Here is a 15553-nt window from a genome sequence, read left to right on the forward strand (position 1 = left end):
CTGACCCGCGTGACGGCACAGATCCTGGACGGCGCAGCCACGCTGCGGACCATCAAGGCAGAGCTCGCCCAGCGCGTCGCCGCCCTCAAGGAGCAGGGGGTCACCCCCGGGCTCGGCACTGTCCTGGTCGGTGACGACCCCGGCTCGCACTGGTACGTCGGGGCGAAGCACAAGGACTGCGCCGAGATTGGCATCGCGTCGTTCCGGCACGACCTCCCGGGCACCGCCACGCAGGGCGAGGCCGAGGAGCTGATCGACCGCCTCAACGCCGACCCGGCGGTCTCCGGCTTCATCGTGCAGCAGCCGACCGGGCTCGACGAGTTCGCGCTGCTCTCACGGGTCGACCCCGACAAGGACGTCGACGGGCTGCACCCGACCAACCTCGGCAAGCTGGTGCTCGGCGAGTCCGGCCCGCTGCCGTGCACCCCGGTCGGCGCCATCGAGCTGCTGCGTCGCCACGGTGTGCAGATCGCCGGGGCCGAGGTCGTGGTGGTCGGTCGCGGCCTCACGGTCGGCCGTCCGCTCGGCCTGCTGCTGACCCGCCGCTCCGAGAACGCCACCGTGACGCTCTGCCACACCGGCACCGTCGACCTGGCCGCCCACGTGCGCCGCGCCGACATCGTCGTCGCTGCGGCCGGCGTGCCGGGGATCATCACCGCCGACATGGTCAAGCCCGGTGCCGCCGTCCTCGACGTGGGCGTCTCCCGGGTGGACGGCAAGGTCACCGGCGACGTGCACCCCGACGTATGGGGCGTGGCCGGCTGGGTCTCGCCCAACCCCAAGGGCGTCGGTCCGATGACCCGCGCGATGCTGCTGACCAACATCGTCGACATCGCCGAGAAGTCCGCCCGTACCTGACATGACCGTGCCCGAGCCGTCCGAGCATCCCGAGTCGCCCGAGCCGTCCGAGACCAAGCCGCCCGAGTCGGTCGAGCCCACGTCGGCCGAGCCGGTCGACCCGGAGGACCCGCGTCGCTATCCCTCGACCATCGGCGGCATGTTCTACCTCCTGGTGCTGGGCGTCGTCGCGGTCGCGATGCTGATCGTGGCGCTCGACGAGTGGCGCACCGGCATCCGGCTGATGGGCGGGGCGCTGGTCTTCGCCGCCGCCGTGCGGCTGGTGCTCAGGAGGCGTGACGCCGGGATGCTGGCGGTGCGCCACAAGGTGCTCGACGCGCTGATCCTCGCCGTCCTGGGCGGGGCACTGATCTTCCTGGCCGGCTCGATCCCCGACCAGCCCGGCTTCTAGGACAACGGCCGGGAGACCACGACGGCCGGGCCCCCGTGAGGGCCCGGCCGTCGCTCGGGATCAGATGAGGCCGAGCTCGGTCACCGCGGCACGCTCGTCCGCGAGCTCCGCGGTCGAGACGTCGATCCGGGCGCGGGAGAAGTCATCGATCTCCAGGCCCTCGACGATGGACCAGTCGCCACCCGAGGTGGTCACCGGGAACGAGGAGATCAGGCCCTCGGGGACGTCGTACTCCCCGCTGGACACGACGGCCATCGAGACCCAGTCGTCCTGCGCCGAGCCGAACAGCCAGTCGCGGGCAGCATCGATCGTGGCCGACGCGGCCGAGGCCGCCGAGGACGAGCCGCGGGCGTCGATGATCGCGGCGCCGCGCTTGGCGACGGTCGGGATGAAGTCGTTCTCCAGCCAGGCCTGGTCGCCCACCACCTCGGCGGCGTTGCGGCCGCCCACCTCGGCGTGGAACAGGTCGGGGTACTGCGTGGCCGAGTGGTTGCCCCAGATCGTCATCTTCTTGATGTCGGTGACCTTCGCCCCGGTCTTGGCCGCGAGCTGCGAGATCGCGCGGTTGTGGTCGAGGCGGGTCAGTGCGGAGAACCGCTCGCGCGGGATGTCGGGGGCGTTGCTCATCGCGATGAGGGCGTTGGTGTTGGCCGGGTTGCCGGTCACCCCGATGCGTACGTCGTCGGCCGCGACCGCGTTGAGGGCCTTGCCCTGCGCGGTGAAGATCGCGCCGTTGGCGGAGAGCAGGTCGCCGCGCTCCATGCCGGGGCCGCGCGGACGGGCGCCCACCAGGAGGGCGAGGTTGACGCCGTCGAAGATCTTCTCGGCGTCGGCGCCGATCTCGACGCCGGCGAGCTGCGGGAAGGCACAGTCGTCGAGCTCCATCACGACGCCCTCGAGCGCCTTGAGGGCAGGCTCGATCTCGAGCAGTCGCAGCTCGATGGGCCGGTCCGCGGCCAGCGCCCCGCTGGCGAGGCGGAAGAGCAGGCTGTAGCCGATCTGACCGGCGGCGCCGGTGACGGCGACCTTGAGGGGGGCTGGGGAGGTCACAGGGGTACTCCTCGCGAGATGAGGTGGTCGGTCCCGCTGACGCTAGCAGCGGGACTCGGCTGGCATGCTGGCGCCCATGCCTCGACCCGTACGCCGTCCGCGTGCGGCGGGAGTGCTGGCCGCCGGCCTCGTCCTGGGCCTCTCCGGGTGCGGAGGCGTCGGCCAGCCCGCGGCCTACGACCAGCCGGGCATCAACGGGCTCGTCGTCCCGACGCCGTCGCCGGACCCGGACGACTTCGTCGACGTCGTGGACAACCCGTGGCTGCCGCTCGAGCCCGGGACGCGATGGACGTACGACGTGGCCCGGGACGGAAGCCCGCTCGGCACCGTCGTGGTCGTCGTGCGTGACGACATCATCCCGGTGGCCGGCCTCGATGCCACGGCCGTGGAGCTCGCCACGGACCTCGGGGGCCCCGTCACCGTCGAGACCCGGCTCTACGCCCAGGACGACGACGGCAACGTGTGGCTGGTCGGCGTCGAGTCCGTCGAGGACGCGTCATGGCGAGCGGGCACCGACGGCGCCGAGGCTGGGCTCGCCATGCCTGCCCAGCCACGCCTCGGCGACGGTTGGCTCGCCTACGCCGTGCCGTCGCTGCCCGAGGCGAGCAGGCGGGTGGTGGACCTGTCGAGCACCATGGTCGAGATGCTCGACGAGGCCGACACCTCGACGCGCAGCGTGTACGAGAAGGGTGTCGGCCTCGCTGGGTTCGAGGACCTCGATGCGGGCTGGGCGGCCGAGCTGACCTCCAACCGGCCGAGCTAGTCGGGGCGACGCACCTGGGTGCGGCCGTCGTCGTCGCCGTCGGGGTTGCCCCAGTGGCCGGGCGCGCTCGGCGGGCCGGGCTGGGCGGGCGGTGCGCCCCACTGGCCGGGCTGGGCCGGGGGCTGCTGCTGCGGGGGCTGCTGCTGCGGAGGCTGGGGCTGGCCCCACGGGGCAGGCGCGGCCTGTGGCGTGGAGTAGGGGTCGGGCTGCTGCTGCGGCACGGGCTGCTGCGGCACGGGCTGGCCCCACTGCTGCTGCGGGGGAGCGCCCCACGCGGCGCCGGGCTGGCCCCAGTTGCCGCCCTGCTGGCCCTGGTTCCACTGGGCCTCGTAGCTGCCCGGCACGAACTGGTCTCCCTTTCGGCCGCCGCCGAAGCTGAGGCCCGAGCCCGGGACCGGCTCCGAGGCGTGGCCGAACAGGACGGGATAGGTGAGGCCGGCGATCGCGGCACCGAGGAACGGCGCCACGACGAAGAGCCAGAGCTGGATGATGGAGTCGGTGCCGGCGAAGACGCCCACGCCGATCGAGCGGGCCGGGTTGACCGAGGTGCCGGTGGCGCTCATCGACGCGAAGTGGATCATGGCGAGCGCGAGCCCGATCGCGAGCGGGCCCATGGCGACGTTGACCTCGTTGCGCTCATCGGTCACCGCGAGGATGACCCAGAGGAAGACCATCGTCATCACGGTCTCGAGGAGCAGCGCGGCCCACCAGGCGTAGCCGGTGCCTTGGTCGCCGAAGAAGTTCTGCGCCATGTTGCCCTCGGCGCTGAAGCCCTCGAAGCCGTGGTTGAGGCCGAAGAGCACGGCACCGGCGAGCAGGCCGCCGAGGAGCTGGGCGGCCAGGTAGATGCCGACCTGGCTCCAGGGGAGGCGTCCGCCGAGCACGGCGCCGAGCGTGACGGCCGGGTTGAAGTGTCCGCCCGAGATGCGGCCGACGGCGTACGCCATGACGACCACGGTGAGTCCGAAGGTGAGCCCGGTGGCGACGTAGTCACCCCCGCTGCGCATCGCGGCTCCGCAGCCGAAGAAGACGAGCACGAAGGTGCCCATCGCCTCGGCAGTGAACTTCTGGCCGGTGGTCGGTGTGTCGATGGTGTCGCTCATCGCGAGCTGTCCTCCCAGTCGTGTGGCCGTACCCCGCGTAGGCCGATCGGAAGCCTAGCGGCGTGCCCGCGGGGGGTGCGAGGGTAGCCGAGTCGCCACCCTTCCCCGCGTCAGGTATCTTGACGTCAAGAGTTATGCCAACCTCGCACCATCAGCACCCAGGAGCTGTCCTACCCATGGCCAAGATCATCTACACGCACACCGACGAGGCACCGCTGCTGGCGACGTACTCGTTCCTGCCGATCATCGCCGCCTACGCGAAGACCGCGGGTGTCGACGTCGAGACCCGTGACATCTCCCTCGCCGGCCGGGTGATCGCGCAGTTCCCCGACCGCCTCACCGAGGAGCAGCGCCTCGACGACGCCCTGGCCGAGCTGGGCGAGCTCGCCACGTTGCCCGAGGCCAACATCATCAAGCTGCCCAACATCTCCGCCTCCATCCCCCAGCTCAAGGCGACCATCGCCGAGCTGCTGTCGCAGGGCTACGACCTGCCGGCCTACCCCGAGAACCCGCAGACCGACGAGGAGCGCGAGACGCGCGCCCGCTACGACAAGGTCAAGGGCTCGGCGGTCAACCCCGTCCTGCGCGAGGGCAACTCCGACCGCCGGGCGCCCGCGTCGGTGAAGAACTACGCCAGGTCGCACCCGCACTCGATGGGTACCTGGAGCAGGGACTCCAAGACGTCGGTCGCCACGATGGGTCACGACGACTTCCGCAGCAACGAGCAGTCGGTCGTCCTCGACTCCGACGACACCCTCTCGATCGTGCACGTCGGGGTTGGCGGTGAGGAGACGGTCCTCAAGGAGGGCCTGGCGGTCCTCGCCGGCGAGGTCGTCGACGCCACGTTCATGAGCGCCGCCGCGCTCGACGCCTTCCTCGAGGAGCAGGTCGCTCGAGCCAAGGCCGACGGCGTCCTGTTCTCCGCCCACCTCAAGGCCACGATGATGAAGGTCTCCGACCCGATCATCTTCGGCCACGTCGTGCGCGCCTACTTCGCCGACGTCTTCGCGAAGTACGGCGAGGACCTGGCCGCGGCGGGCCTCTCGGCCAACGACGGCCTGGGCGGCATCCTCGGTGGGCTCGACGCGCTCGACAACGGGGCCGAGATCAAGGCCGCCTTCGAGGCTGCCCTCTCCTCCGGACCGGCCCTCGCGATGGTCGACTCCGACAAGGGGATCACCAACCTGCACGTGCCCTCCGACGTCATCATCGACGCGTCGATGCCCGCCATGATCCGCACCTCCGGACAGATGTGGAACGCCGAGGGCGAGCAGCAGGACACCCTCGCGGTGATCCCCGACTCGTCCTACGCCGGCATCTACCAGGCCACGATCGACGACTGCCGGACCAACGGCGCGCTGGACCCCTCGACGATGGGCTCGGTGCCCAACGTCGGCCTGATGGCCAAGGCCGCCGAGGAGTACGGCTCGCACGACAAGACGTTCGAGATCCCCGCCGCCGGGACCGTCGAGGTCCGCAACGCGGCCGGCGACGTGCTGATGTCGCACACCGTCGAGCCCGGTGACATCTGGCGCGCCTGCCAGACCAAGGACGAGCCGATCCGCGACTGGGTCAAGCTCGCCGTCACCCGGGCCCGCGCCAGCGGGACGCCCGCGGTGTTCTGGCTCGACGCCTCCCGCGCCCACGACGCCAACCTGATCGCCAAGGTCACCGACTACCTCGGGGAGCACGACACCGAGGGGCTGACGATCGAGATCATGGCGCCGGCCGAGGCCACGACGTACTCGCTGGAGCGGATCCGCAGGGGTGAGGACACCATCTCGGTGACCGGCAACGTGCTGCGCGACTACAACACCGACCTCTTCCCGATCCTCGAGCTCGGCACCAGCGCCAAGATGCTCTCGATCGTCCCGCTGATGAACGGCGGCGGGCTCTTCGAGACCGGCGCCGGCGGCTCGGCGCCCAAGCACGTGCAGCAGCTCGTCAAGGAGAACTACCTCCGCTGGGACAGCCTGGGTGAGTTCTTCGCCCTGGCGGCCTCGCTCGAGCACCTGGCGTCCTACGACGACAACGTGCGCGCCAAGCTGCTGGGCGACGCCCTCGACCGGGCCACCGAGACGTTCCTCAACGAGGACCGTTCCCCGGGGCGCAAGCTCGGCACCATCGACAACCGGGGCTCGCACTTCTACCTCGCCCTCTACTGGGCCGAGGAGCTGGCGCGGCAGACCGAGGACGCCGACCTGGCGGCTGCGTTCGCCGCGCTCGCCGGCACGCTGCGCGACAACGAGCAGAAGATCGTCGACGAGCTGCTCGCGGTCCAGGGCCAGCCGGCCGACATCGGCGGCTACTTCCGTCCCGACCCGGAGAAGGCCGCCGCCGTGATGCGCCCCTCCGCGACCTTCAACGAGGCGCTGGCCACGGTCAGCTGAGACCTCCACCACGTGCGCGACCCCTGGGGAATATCACCCCGGGGGTCGCGCCTTGGCCCAGGGTCATGACAACCACTGCCGCGCCGACCGACGCTCCCGCCGACCCGCTCGACGTCCCGTCGGTGACCGCCCGGCACTACGCCCTCGCGGTCCTCTCGCTCGCGATGGGCGGCTTCGCGATCGGCACCACCGAGTTCGTCACGATGGGCCTGCTGCCGCAGATCTCCGCCGGCGTCGACGTCTCGATCCCCACCGGCGGCCACGTGATCGCGGCGTACGCCGTGGGTGTCGTCGTCGGTGCCCCGGTGCTGGCCTTCCTCGGCGCCCGGCTACCGCGCCGGGCCCTGCTGGTGGCGCTGATGGCCGCGTTCACCGTCGGCAACGGCGTGAGCGCGCTCGCCACGTCGTACGAGCAGCTGATGGTCGCCCGCTTCGCCGCCGGCCTCCCGCACGGCGCCTACTTCGGCGTCGCCTCACTCGTCGCGGCCAGCATGGCGCGACCGTCCCGCAAGGGCCGGGCGGTGTCGCAGATCATGCTCGGGCTGTCGGTCGCCAACGTGCTCGGCGTCCCGGCCGCGACCGTCCTGGGCCAGGAGCTCGGCTGGCGCGCAGCCTTCTGGGCCGCCGCCGGCCTGGCCGTGCTGACGCTCGCGATGGTCGTCTGGTTCGTCCCGTCGTGCCCGGGCGACGCCGACGCCACAGGTCGCCGCGAGCTCGGCGCCTTCGCCGTCTCGCAGGTCTGGCTGACCCTGCTGGCGGGCGCCGTGGGGTTCGGCGGCATGTTCGCCGTCTACTCCTACATCGCCCCGGTGGTCACCGACGTGGCCGGGCTGGGGGAGCGGGCGGTCGCGATCTACCTGGTGTCCTTCGGTCTCGGCATGGTGGTCGGGACGTGGCTCGCCGGGATCATGGCCGACTGGTCGATCTTCCGCTCGCTCATCATCGGCGGGGTGGGGATGGCGGCCACGATGCTGGCCTTCTGGGTCGCGGCGCCGCACGGCTGGGCCGCGCTGCCGGTCGTCTTCCTCATCACCACGCTGGGGTCCGTGCTCGTCGTCAACCTGCAGCTCCGGCTGATGGACGTCGCCGGCGATGCCCAGACGCTCGGTGCGGCGTTGAACCACGCCTCCCTCAACATCGCCAACGCGCTCGGCGCCTGGCTCGGCGGACTGGTCATCGCCGCGGGATGGGGCCTGCGCGCCCCCGCCCTCGTCGGCCTCGCCCTGTCCTTGGCCGGCGTGGCGATCCTGCTGGTCTCGGCGCGCCTCCACGTGCGCCAGCGCGAGGTCGTACCCACCTGACGGCCGGCCTCCCGTGCCCGAATTTTCCGTTCATGTTGCGCGGAGTTAACACGGGCGGAACTCTTGCGTAGCGCGGAGTTGTAACGATCAAATCCATGAGGGGTGGGGATGCCACCCGAAATCTTCCGGAGGGGGAGTCATGGACGACTACACGATCGAGCTCCAGATGGAGCGCCGCCGGCAGCTCGCGGACCGCAACCTGGGGGCCGTGGTGAGCCTGCTGCAGCGGCGACAGGAGCTGCGCGGGATCTACCCGGCAGCCGACCTGGTCGCCGACAACGTGGGCTGGGTCGTCTGAGCCGACGGGGCAGCCGGGTCCCGAGTCACTGGAAGCCCGGGAGAGGCCGGGGCGTCCAGGTCGCCCCGTCGTCCGCGGAGCACCGGAGCTCGTCCGCGCGTCCGTCCTCGGCGACCACGCAGACGTCCTCGCCGAGGACGAAGGCCGAGTGGTCGTCGGAGGAGAGCCGCGTCGCCGTCGCGTTGCCATCCGCGTCGATCCGGACGACGCCGTGCGAGCCAGTGGTGAGGTATGCCGTCCCACTCGGGGACACGGCCAGGCTGGACGGGTTGCGCAGCCCCTCCCCGCCGAAGTCCCCGCGCGCCACCTGCCACGACTCGCCCGCGTCGCTCGACACGGCGATCTCGAGCACCGGTACCGAGCCGTCCGCTTCGTCGTAGGCGACGTAGGCGACGGAGTCGCCGTGGCCCGCCAGCAGTCCGGTCGCAGGGGTACCCGAACCCTCATCCACTGCGTGGGTCATCCGCCACAGCTGACCTCCGTCGTCGCTGACGATGACGCGCGTGGGGCCCTCGATGGTCGGGGTCATGACGAGACGTCCCTCGGGCGTCACGTAGGCGCTCGAAGGGTTCCAGCCGCCCGCCCCGACGCCCGGCATCGGCACCAGCTTGGTGCCGCGCAGCAGGCGCACGTCCGTCGTGGTGAACACGGCGGTGTCGCCCGCCATCACGTCCGCGCTCCCGGGCCCGGGGCCGTGGATGCGCTGGGTCTCCCCGGTGGGCGTCACCAGGATCCAGTCACGCCCGTCCGGAATGAGCCAACCTCCCGGGACCGACTGGGGAATGCCGTAGCCCGAGTCGACGAAGCGGCCAGCGACCTGATCGTCATGCTTGGTGACGAGAGCTGACCGGCAGGTGCCTGCCACGGACGAGCAGGCCGTCCACACCACACCTGTCGCGTCACCAGAACCCAGGACCGCGGCGGGATGGATGTCGTCGCCCGACAGGAACGCCTGGATGTCGTCGGGAAGCTGCTCGTCGACCTCGCCGGAGGGCGGGGTGGGCGTCGGAGCCGGTGCCGGCTCGATGGGGGTGCGGGGCGCGAGCTGCGTGGCTGCGACGACCCCGACGATCACGACAGCCGTCGCGAGGCCTGCGGCGATCGTCGTACGGCGGCGCCGGAGGCCCTGGCGGGCACGGTCGAGGACGACCTCGAAGCCGGGCTGCTGCACGCGGTCCACCGCATTCCCCCGAGGCATGGTCCACCTTCCCACTGTTGGTCTGCTGTCTCACCCTCACGACCTTTGGGGGGCCGATCCGGTTGCATCCGGGCGAGGTTCAGAGCAGCCAGCAGTTGCCCACCTGGGGGAGGCCGGCGAAGCGGGCCTCGAAGAACGGCAGCGCCTCGGCGATGTGCGGCGCCATGCCGCCCACGTGCAGCGGCGCCACGTTGGTGGAGAAGGAGACGTTGGCGCCCTTGCCGCACCACGACCTCGCCATCGCCCTGCCCACGCCGTAGGGGATCGTGTCGTCGAGTGCCGAGTGCGTGACGAGCACCGGCACGGTCGGCCTGATGGTCCCGATGCGCTGCGCCTCGATGATCGCGGCGAAGGGCTCCCGCTTCATCAGCTCCGACATCGGCTGGCCGTCGACGCTGAGGTCCCTGGACCGCGTGAAGGCGTGGTCGAACAGGTCGAAGACGCAGTCCTGCTCGACGCTGTCCATCGCGGCCCGCCCGGTCGCGTTGAGGTAGGGCGACAGGTCGAGGTCGTAGCTGGCCGACAGCCCGCGCAGGGCGAAGAACGCGAACGCCGAGAACAGCCCACCGTCGAGGTTGCTCGCGACCTTCGCGAGGTCGGCCGGGACCGCACCGACCACGGCACCCTTGAGGCGCAGCTCCGGCGCGTAGGTCGCAGCGAGCTCGACGGCGGACGCCGCGGCGCCACCGCCCTGCGAGTAGCCCATCAGGCCCACCGGGCTGGTCGCGCTCAGGCCGGTGCCGGGGAGTCGCTGCGCGGCGCGTACGGCGTCGAGCGTGGCGCGACCCTGCGAGACCCGGTCCATGTAGGTGTGGACGCCGGTGGTGCCGAGTCCCTCGTAGTCGGGCATGGCGACGGCGTAGCCGCGTTGGAGCAGGCCCTCGATCCCGAGGCCCTCGTACTCGATGCCCTCGGAGAACAGCCGCGACGGGGCGCAGCGGTCGGCCATGCCCTGTGTCCCGGGCGCGTAGCCGATGACGGGACGCGAGCCCACCCCCACCCACGGGGCGCTGGGAACCAGCACCGTGCCGGAGACAGCGATGGCCGTCCCGGTGCGGTTGGTGGTCCGGTAGAGGATCCGGTCGGCGTTGCGCACGAGGCTGGTGGCGTCGAGCGGGTCGAGCAGGAAGGTGACGTGCTCGCTGCGGATCACCGCACCGTTGGCGCCGGGCAGCGTGGCGGGGGCCTCGTAGAAGGCCGGTCGCGGCGGCTCGGGGACAACGGCGTGGGCCGAGGTCGTGCCGAGTGCGGTGACGGGGATCGCCGCGGCGATCGTGGTGGTGAGCAGGGTGATGATCAGACTGATGGGTCTGGCTATCGCGCCGGCCGTCCGAGCCCGACGACGTGATGGTGCTCCCATGGGGTTCCCTCCCCGGCCGGACCGCCCGGCCGATGGCAGGAAACCTACTGGCGAGTCACATCAGTAGGGGAGTGTGACGTCGCTCACGTCGGGCGGCGTCCTCAGTGCGTGGAGGAGCGAGTTCACGATGCGCACCCAGAGCACGAGGCCGGCCACGGTCGCGACGGCGGTGATGCCCTGGAACAGCGGGAGCCGTGCCACCGCATCGGCGTCGGGCGTCCCCGACCACGGAATCAGGCGCGAGGTGACTTGGCCGGCCACGATGGCGACGACCCAGGTGGCCCACCACAGCCCGAGGTGCAGGCGCTGACGCTGGTCGCCCCACGGGTCCCGCCAGGCGTTGCGGACGATGTCGCGCACGACCTGGTAGGGGAACCACAGGCCCACGATCGGCACGGGCCAGCCGAGCCACGTCCAGACCGGACTGCGCTGGTGGTGGAAGCGGGGCGCCAACGCGACCGCGCGGCGGCGTGCCCGCTGGAGGAACAGGCACGTCACGATCCACAGCGGCAGGAGCACGACGTAGCCCATGCCCAGCACGTCGTAGGCGGTGATGACACCCGCGACGTCGGTGCCCTGTCGGGCGGCTTCGCCGTAGGTCTCGGCGGCGCCGAACGACGTCAGGAGGAGCAGCACCTCGACGACCGTGTAGACCGACGCCAGCACGAGGGCGGCCACCGCCAGGCCCTCCGGGACCCGGGGCGCGACGGCGTGCGGCCCTCCGACGGCGTACGGCTGTGCTGCATGCTGGCTCACGTCTGGATCCCCCGATCGTGCGACGACGGCTCGTCGCTCCGCGGGACAGTACCTCGCGCGGGCGCCCGCGGTGGGCGGTTCAGAGGTAGACCATGCCCATGGCTGCCCGCACCTCGTCGAGCGTGGCTTCGGCGACCTCGTTGGCACGGGCGTTGCCTCGCTTGAGGACGTCAGTGAGATAGCTGGGATCTGCCTCCAGCTCGGCGCGGCGAGCGCGCAGCGGGGCGAGCTCGGTGTTGATCGCCTCCGTGAGGCGACTCTTGAGGGCGCCTCCGCCGCCGTCGCCGATCTCCTCGGCCACGACGGTCGGCTCGATGCCCTCGCACAGCGCGATCAGGGTCAGCAGGTTGGCGACCTCGGGGCGGGTGTCGGGGTCGTAGGTGATCACCCGGTCGCTGTCGGTCTTGGCGCCCTTGAGCTTCTTGGCGGTCTCGTCAGCGCTCATCCGCAGCTCGACCACGTTGCCCTTCGACTTGCTCATCTTGGTGCCGTCGGTGCCGAGGATCAGCGGGGCCTCCGACAGCAGCGCGCCAGGCTCGGGGAAGACGGGGGAGTAGCGGTCGTTGAAGCGGCGCGCGACCACCCGCGTCTGCTCGAGGTGCGGGAGCTGGTCGCGGCCCACCGGCACCACGTTGGCCTTGCAGAACAGGATGTCGGCGGCCTGGTGGACGGGGTAGGTCAGCAGCAGTCCACCGATCGAGGTGATGCCGGCCGACTTGGCCTCGTCCTTGACGGTCGGGTTGCGCTGGAGCTCGGCGACGCTGACCAGGCTCAGGAAGGGCAGCATCAGCTGGTTGAGGGCAGGCACCGAGGAGTGGGTGAAGATCGTCGCCCGGTCCGGGTCGAGTCCCGCGGCGATGTTGTCGAGCAGCAGGTTGCGCACGTTGCCGGCGATGTCGCCACCCACCTCGCGGTCGGTGATCACCTGGTAGTCCGCGATCAGCTGCCAGATCTCCGCTCCGCTGTCCTGCAGCCGGAGGCGGTTGCGGATCGACCCGAAGTAGTGGCCGATGTGCAGAGCGCCCGTGGGACGGTCCCCGGTCAGCATCCGGAGGGAGGCCGGGTTCTCGGCCATCTGCTGCTCGATGGCGTCGCTGCGGGCCTGGGCGGCGCGGAAGGTGTCACTCACGACGGCCGATCCTCTCACGGGGCTGATCGGCGTCGCGAACGGGTTCTGTAGGGTCTCTGGGTGCCCACCATCGGAGTAGCCATCGCGATCCCGGAGCCATGGGCGAGCGAGCTGCAGGACTACCGCACCTCCATCGGAGACACCACCGCCGCGCAGATCCCGACGCACATCACCCTGCTGCCGCCCACGGAGCTCGAGGACGCCGAGATCGCCGCGGTCTCCGACCACCTCTCCAAGGCAGCCGCGACCGTGGAGCCCTTCGACATCCGCCTGCGGGGCACCGGCACCTTCCGGCCCGTCTCCCCGGTGGTCTTCGTGATGGTGGCGGAGGGGATCTCGTCGTGCGAGCTGCTCGCCGGCGCCGTACGCAGCGGGCCCCTGGACATCGAGCTGCACTTCCCCTACCACCCGCACGTCACGATCGCCCACCACCTCGACGACGCAACACTGGACCGCGCGTTCGAGGAGCTCGCCCACTTCGAGTGCTCGTTCGGCGCCGACGCGTTCAGCCTCTACGTCCACGACCCCGTCAACGGGTGGGTCCCCACGCGCGAGTTCGGGCTCGGCTGATGTCGGCGCTCACGTCGGCCAAGGCGCGCCTGGCGGAGGTGCGGGAGCGGCGTCCCTTCGTCGACCACGTGGTCCGGATGGTCGAGCACTACGGCAACGTCAAGGGCAACGCCCTCGCCGGCGCGGTGACGTTCTTCGGCTTCCTCTCCTTCTTCCCGATCCTGGCGCTCGCCTTCGCCGTCGTCGGCTGGGTCACCGGCGTCTACGAGGACGCCACGACGCAGATGGTGAAGGCCATCCGCTCGGTGCTGCCGATGGTGGTCGAGGGCGACGCGGGCTCGGGCGAGATCTCCATCGACGCCTTCCAGGAGGGCGCGGGCGCCGCGGCCGGCATCGGTCTCGTCGGCGTGCTCTACTCCGGGCTCGGCTGGATCTCGGGCCTGCGCGATGCGCTCCAGGTGGTCTTCGAGACCCCGCCGCGCGAGCGACCCAGCTTCGTGGTCGGCAAGGTCAAGGACCTCGTCTCCCTGGTGCTCGTCGGAGTGGTGCTGATGCTCAGCGTGGCCGTCTCGGGCGTCGTGACCGCGATCTCCGACCAGGTGCTCGAGTGGCTGGGGCTCGACGAGGCGCTCTCACCCCTGCTCACCGTCCTCGCGATCCTGGTGGGCCTGGCCGCCAACTCGTTGCTCTTCTTCGCGATCTTCAAGATCCTCGCCGAGCACGACACGCCCAACCGGTCTCTGTGGAGCGGCGCACTGCTGGGGGCCGTCGGGTTCGAGGTGCTCAAGCAGGCGGCCACCTTCCTGATCGGCGCGACCAAGGGGCAGCCGGCGTTCGCGGTGTTCGGGATCGCGCTGGTCCTGCTCATCTGGATCAACTACTTCTCCCGTGTGGTCGTGTACGCCGCCGCCTGGGCGCACACCTCGCCCGAGGCCCGGGCCGCGCGCGAGGCACTGATGGTGGCGGAGCACATGCCCGAGGGCCCGCAGATCGACCTCGCGGCGGCGGACGTCGTACGCGACGCGAACCGCGGCTCGGGCGCCGTCAAGGCTGCCTTCGCCGGGGGTGCGGCGACCACGCTGGCGCTGGTCGCCCTGCTGCGCCGTCGACGGCCCTGAGGCACGCTGCCCACCCCTGAGCGGTGCGTGAGGGGGATTCCGGCGCGCGGAAGTCCTCCTGTCGCACCGCTCGCCGGGGTGGCCTGGGCCGACGCGCGTGAGGGCGGTGAGACACGTGGATTCTGTGGCGGGGGAATGCCCCTCACGCACCGCCACAACGGGCTGGAGTGGTGTGGTTGGGCCGTCGCTGTCCTGGTCCCGGGCCAGGACTCGTCCACAGCCATGAGAGCGCAGTAGTTCTGCACACGTGAGCAGCCGGCGCTCGCGAGCGCGGCGGCAGAAGTGTCGAAATCGGACCATGCGCGACGTGCCCGAAGTCCTCCGCAAGGGTCCCATTCACCGCCGCCAGGCATTGGCCAACGGCGTGAGTCGGGACGTGCTCGAAGGTGTCCAGTTCCGACGCCTCCACCAGGGGATCTACTGCCACCGGGACCACCAGATGACGTGGGAGGACCACGTGCAGGCCGCTCGGCTCGCGCTGCCGGCCTCGGCGCGTACGACGGGTGTCACCCGCATCCAGCAGCTCGGCCTCGACACCGGACCGAGGTGGCCGCTCCACTTCGTGGTCGAGGGCGATCTCCACCTCACATTGGACGGCGTGTTCCTCCACCGCACGGTGAAGATGCCTGGTGGTGACGAGGACGGGGTGAGCCCGGAGGCAGCATTCGTCGCCCACTGCGCCGAGGCGCCGACGATCGACGCGATCAAGGTCGGTTGCCTGCTGCTCCACCTGGAGCAGCTCGACCTGCACCTGCTCGACCGGCTGCTGGTCGAGGAGAAGTGGCGCCGCGGCGTCGCGGAGACGACGTACGTCCTGCCCTTCCTCGACGGCCGCTGTCGCTCCCTGCCCGAGGCCGAGCTGCTGGCGTACGTCGTGGCCGCCGGCCTGCCGCTGCCTGAGGTGAATCACCCGATCGAGGTCGCGCCCGGGATCGAGCTCACCCCGGACCAGTGGTACGACCCCTACGAGCTGGCGATCGAGTACGAGGGCAGCCAGCACCAGGAGGACAGGGCGCAGTACAACGCCGACATCGACCGGTACGCCCTATACCGCCGCCACGGCGTGGCCTACGAGCAGGTCACCCGGGAGCGGATGCGCTCACCCAAGGCCACGGTGCGTCACGTGCACCGCGCACTCGTGGAGCGTGGGTACGACGGCCCGGCGCCGGACTTCGAGGGACTGTGGCTCACGCTGTTCCGGCGGCTGGCGGATGTCGTACGCCCTCCGCGCGCCGCATGATCGTCCCGGAGCGGTGCGTCAGGAGGAAACGCCATCGCAAGAATGCCCCTGGAGCACCGTCCGCCCCCGGGTTCGACGAGGCCCACCG

At 71.1% G+C, this 15553-nt stretch carries 15 protein-coding genes; 9 read left to right on the forward strand and 6 right to left on the reverse strand.

The genetic code is table 11. The features are described from left to right. The first annotated feature begins 9 nt into the window (after window positions 1–9). A complete protein-coding gene (locus J3P44_RS21285) occupies window positions 10–858 on the forward strand; it encodes a bifunctional methylenetetrahydrofolate dehydrogenase/methenyltetrahydrofolate cyclohydrolase (RefSeq protein ID WP_255892479.1) in 849 nt (282 codons plus the stop codon). Window position 859: 1 nt separating this feature from the next. After that, the gene (locus tag J3P44_RS21290) at window positions 860–1249 is read left to right on the forward strand and encodes a DUF3017 domain-containing protein (protein ID WP_255892480.1); all 390 of its coding nucleotides are present in this window, start codon (window positions 860–862) and stop codon (window positions 1247–1249) included. Window positions 1250–1309: 60 nt separating this feature from the next. Here the strand turns inward: J3P44_RS21290 and J3P44_RS21295 are convergent, their stop codons facing one another. Then, window positions 1310–2299, reverse strand: a complete 990-nt coding sequence (locus J3P44_RS21295) for a malate dehydrogenase (RefSeq protein WP_255892481.1) — start codon at window positions 2297–2299, stop codon at window positions 1310–1312. A 76-nt stretch (window positions 2300–2375) separates the two neighbouring features. Here J3P44_RS21295 and J3P44_RS21300 point away from each other — a divergent pair, with 76 nt between their 5' ends. Further along, window positions 2376–3062 (forward strand): hypothetical protein, encoded by a 687-nt coding sequence (locus J3P44_RS21300; protein WP_255892482.1) that lies wholly within the window; start codon window positions 2376–2378, stop codon window positions 3060–3062. Here the strand turns inward: J3P44_RS21300 and J3P44_RS21305 are convergent. Continuing rightward, on the reverse strand, window positions 3059–4165 hold the full coding sequence (locus J3P44_RS21305; protein ID WP_255892483.1) for an aquaporin: 1107 nt from the start codon (window positions 4163–4165) through the stop codon (window positions 3059–3061). The two genes, J3P44_RS21300 and J3P44_RS21305, sit on opposite strands and share 4 nt — an antisense overlap. Window positions 4166–4341: 176 nt before the next feature. Between J3P44_RS21305 and J3P44_RS21310 the strand changes: the two genes are divergently transcribed. The 3 genes from J3P44_RS21310 (at window position 4342) to J3P44_RS21320 (ending at window position 8154) form a co-directional block, all read left to right on the forward strand. Next, window positions 4342–6555 (forward strand): NADP-dependent isocitrate dehydrogenase, encoded by a 2214-nt coding sequence (locus tag J3P44_RS21310; RefSeq protein ID WP_255892484.1) that lies wholly within the window; start codon window positions 4342–4344, stop codon window positions 6553–6555. 65 nt (window positions 6556–6620) lie between these two features. After that, window positions 6621–7856 (forward strand): MFS transporter, encoded by a 1236-nt coding sequence (locus tag J3P44_RS21315; protein WP_255892485.1) that lies wholly within the window; start codon window positions 6621–6623, stop codon window positions 7854–7856. Window positions 7857–7995: 139 nt separating this feature from the next. Continuing rightward, window positions 7996–8154 (forward strand): hypothetical protein, encoded by a 159-nt coding sequence (locus J3P44_RS21320; protein ID WP_255892486.1) that lies wholly within the window; start codon window positions 7996–7998, stop codon window positions 8152–8154. Window positions 8155–8179: 25 nt separating this feature from the next. Here J3P44_RS21320 and J3P44_RS21325 read toward each other — a convergent pair whose 3' ends face one another. The 4 genes from J3P44_RS21325 to trpS all read right to left on the reverse strand — a co-directional run bounded on the left by J3P44_RS21325 (window position 8180) and on the right by trpS (window position 12597). Then, on the reverse strand, window positions 8180–9352 hold the full coding sequence (locus tag J3P44_RS21325; protein ID WP_255892487.1) for a beta propeller repeat protein: 1173 nt from the start codon (window positions 9350–9352) through the stop codon (window positions 8180–8182). Between the two features lie 79 nt (window positions 9353–9431). Next, entirely contained in the window at window positions 9432–10712 is a 1281-nt protein-coding gene (locus J3P44_RS21330) for a lipase family protein (RefSeq protein WP_255892488.1), read from the reverse strand. A gap of 60 nt (window positions 10713–10772) precedes the next feature. Continuing rightward, on the reverse strand, window positions 10773–11468 hold the full coding sequence (locus J3P44_RS21335; RefSeq protein WP_255892489.1) for a DUF4328 domain-containing protein: 696 nt from the start codon (window positions 11466–11468) through the stop codon (window positions 10773–10775). 79 nt (window positions 11469–11547) lie between these two features. Beyond that, window positions 11548–12597 (reverse strand): tryptophan--tRNA ligase, encoded by a 1050-nt coding sequence (trpS, locus tag J3P44_RS21340; RefSeq protein WP_255892490.1) that lies wholly within the window; start codon window positions 12595–12597, stop codon window positions 11548–11550. 60 nt (window positions 12598–12657) lie between these two features. On the opposite strand from trpS, the gene J3P44_RS21345 reads away from it, so the two are divergent. The 3 genes from J3P44_RS21345 (at window position 12658) to J3P44_RS21355 (ending at window position 15465) form a co-directional block, all read left to right on the forward strand. Beyond that, entirely contained in the window at window positions 12658–13167 is a 510-nt protein-coding gene (locus J3P44_RS21345) for a 2'-5' RNA ligase family protein (protein ID WP_255892492.1), read from the forward strand. Next, window positions 13167–14225, forward strand: a complete 1059-nt coding sequence (locus J3P44_RS21350) for a YihY/virulence factor BrkB family protein (RefSeq protein ID WP_255892493.1) — start codon at window positions 13167–13169, stop codon at window positions 14223–14225. Before J3P44_RS21345 ends, J3P44_RS21350 begins: the two co-directional genes overlap by 1 nt. A gap of 307 nt (window positions 14226–14532) precedes the next feature. Further along, window positions 14533–15465, forward strand: coding sequence for a hypothetical protein (locus J3P44_RS21355; protein ID WP_255892494.1), 933 nt, complete (start codon window positions 14533–14535; stop codon window positions 15463–15465). The last annotated feature ends 88 nt before the right edge of the window (window positions 15466–15553 follow it).

Origin of the sequence: Nocardioides astragali (assembly GCF_024436375.1) — a bacterium.
In the GTDB taxonomy this organism is placed as follows: Bacteria; Actinomycetota; Actinomycetes; order Propionibacteriales; family Nocardioidaceae; genus Nocardioides; species Nocardioides astragali.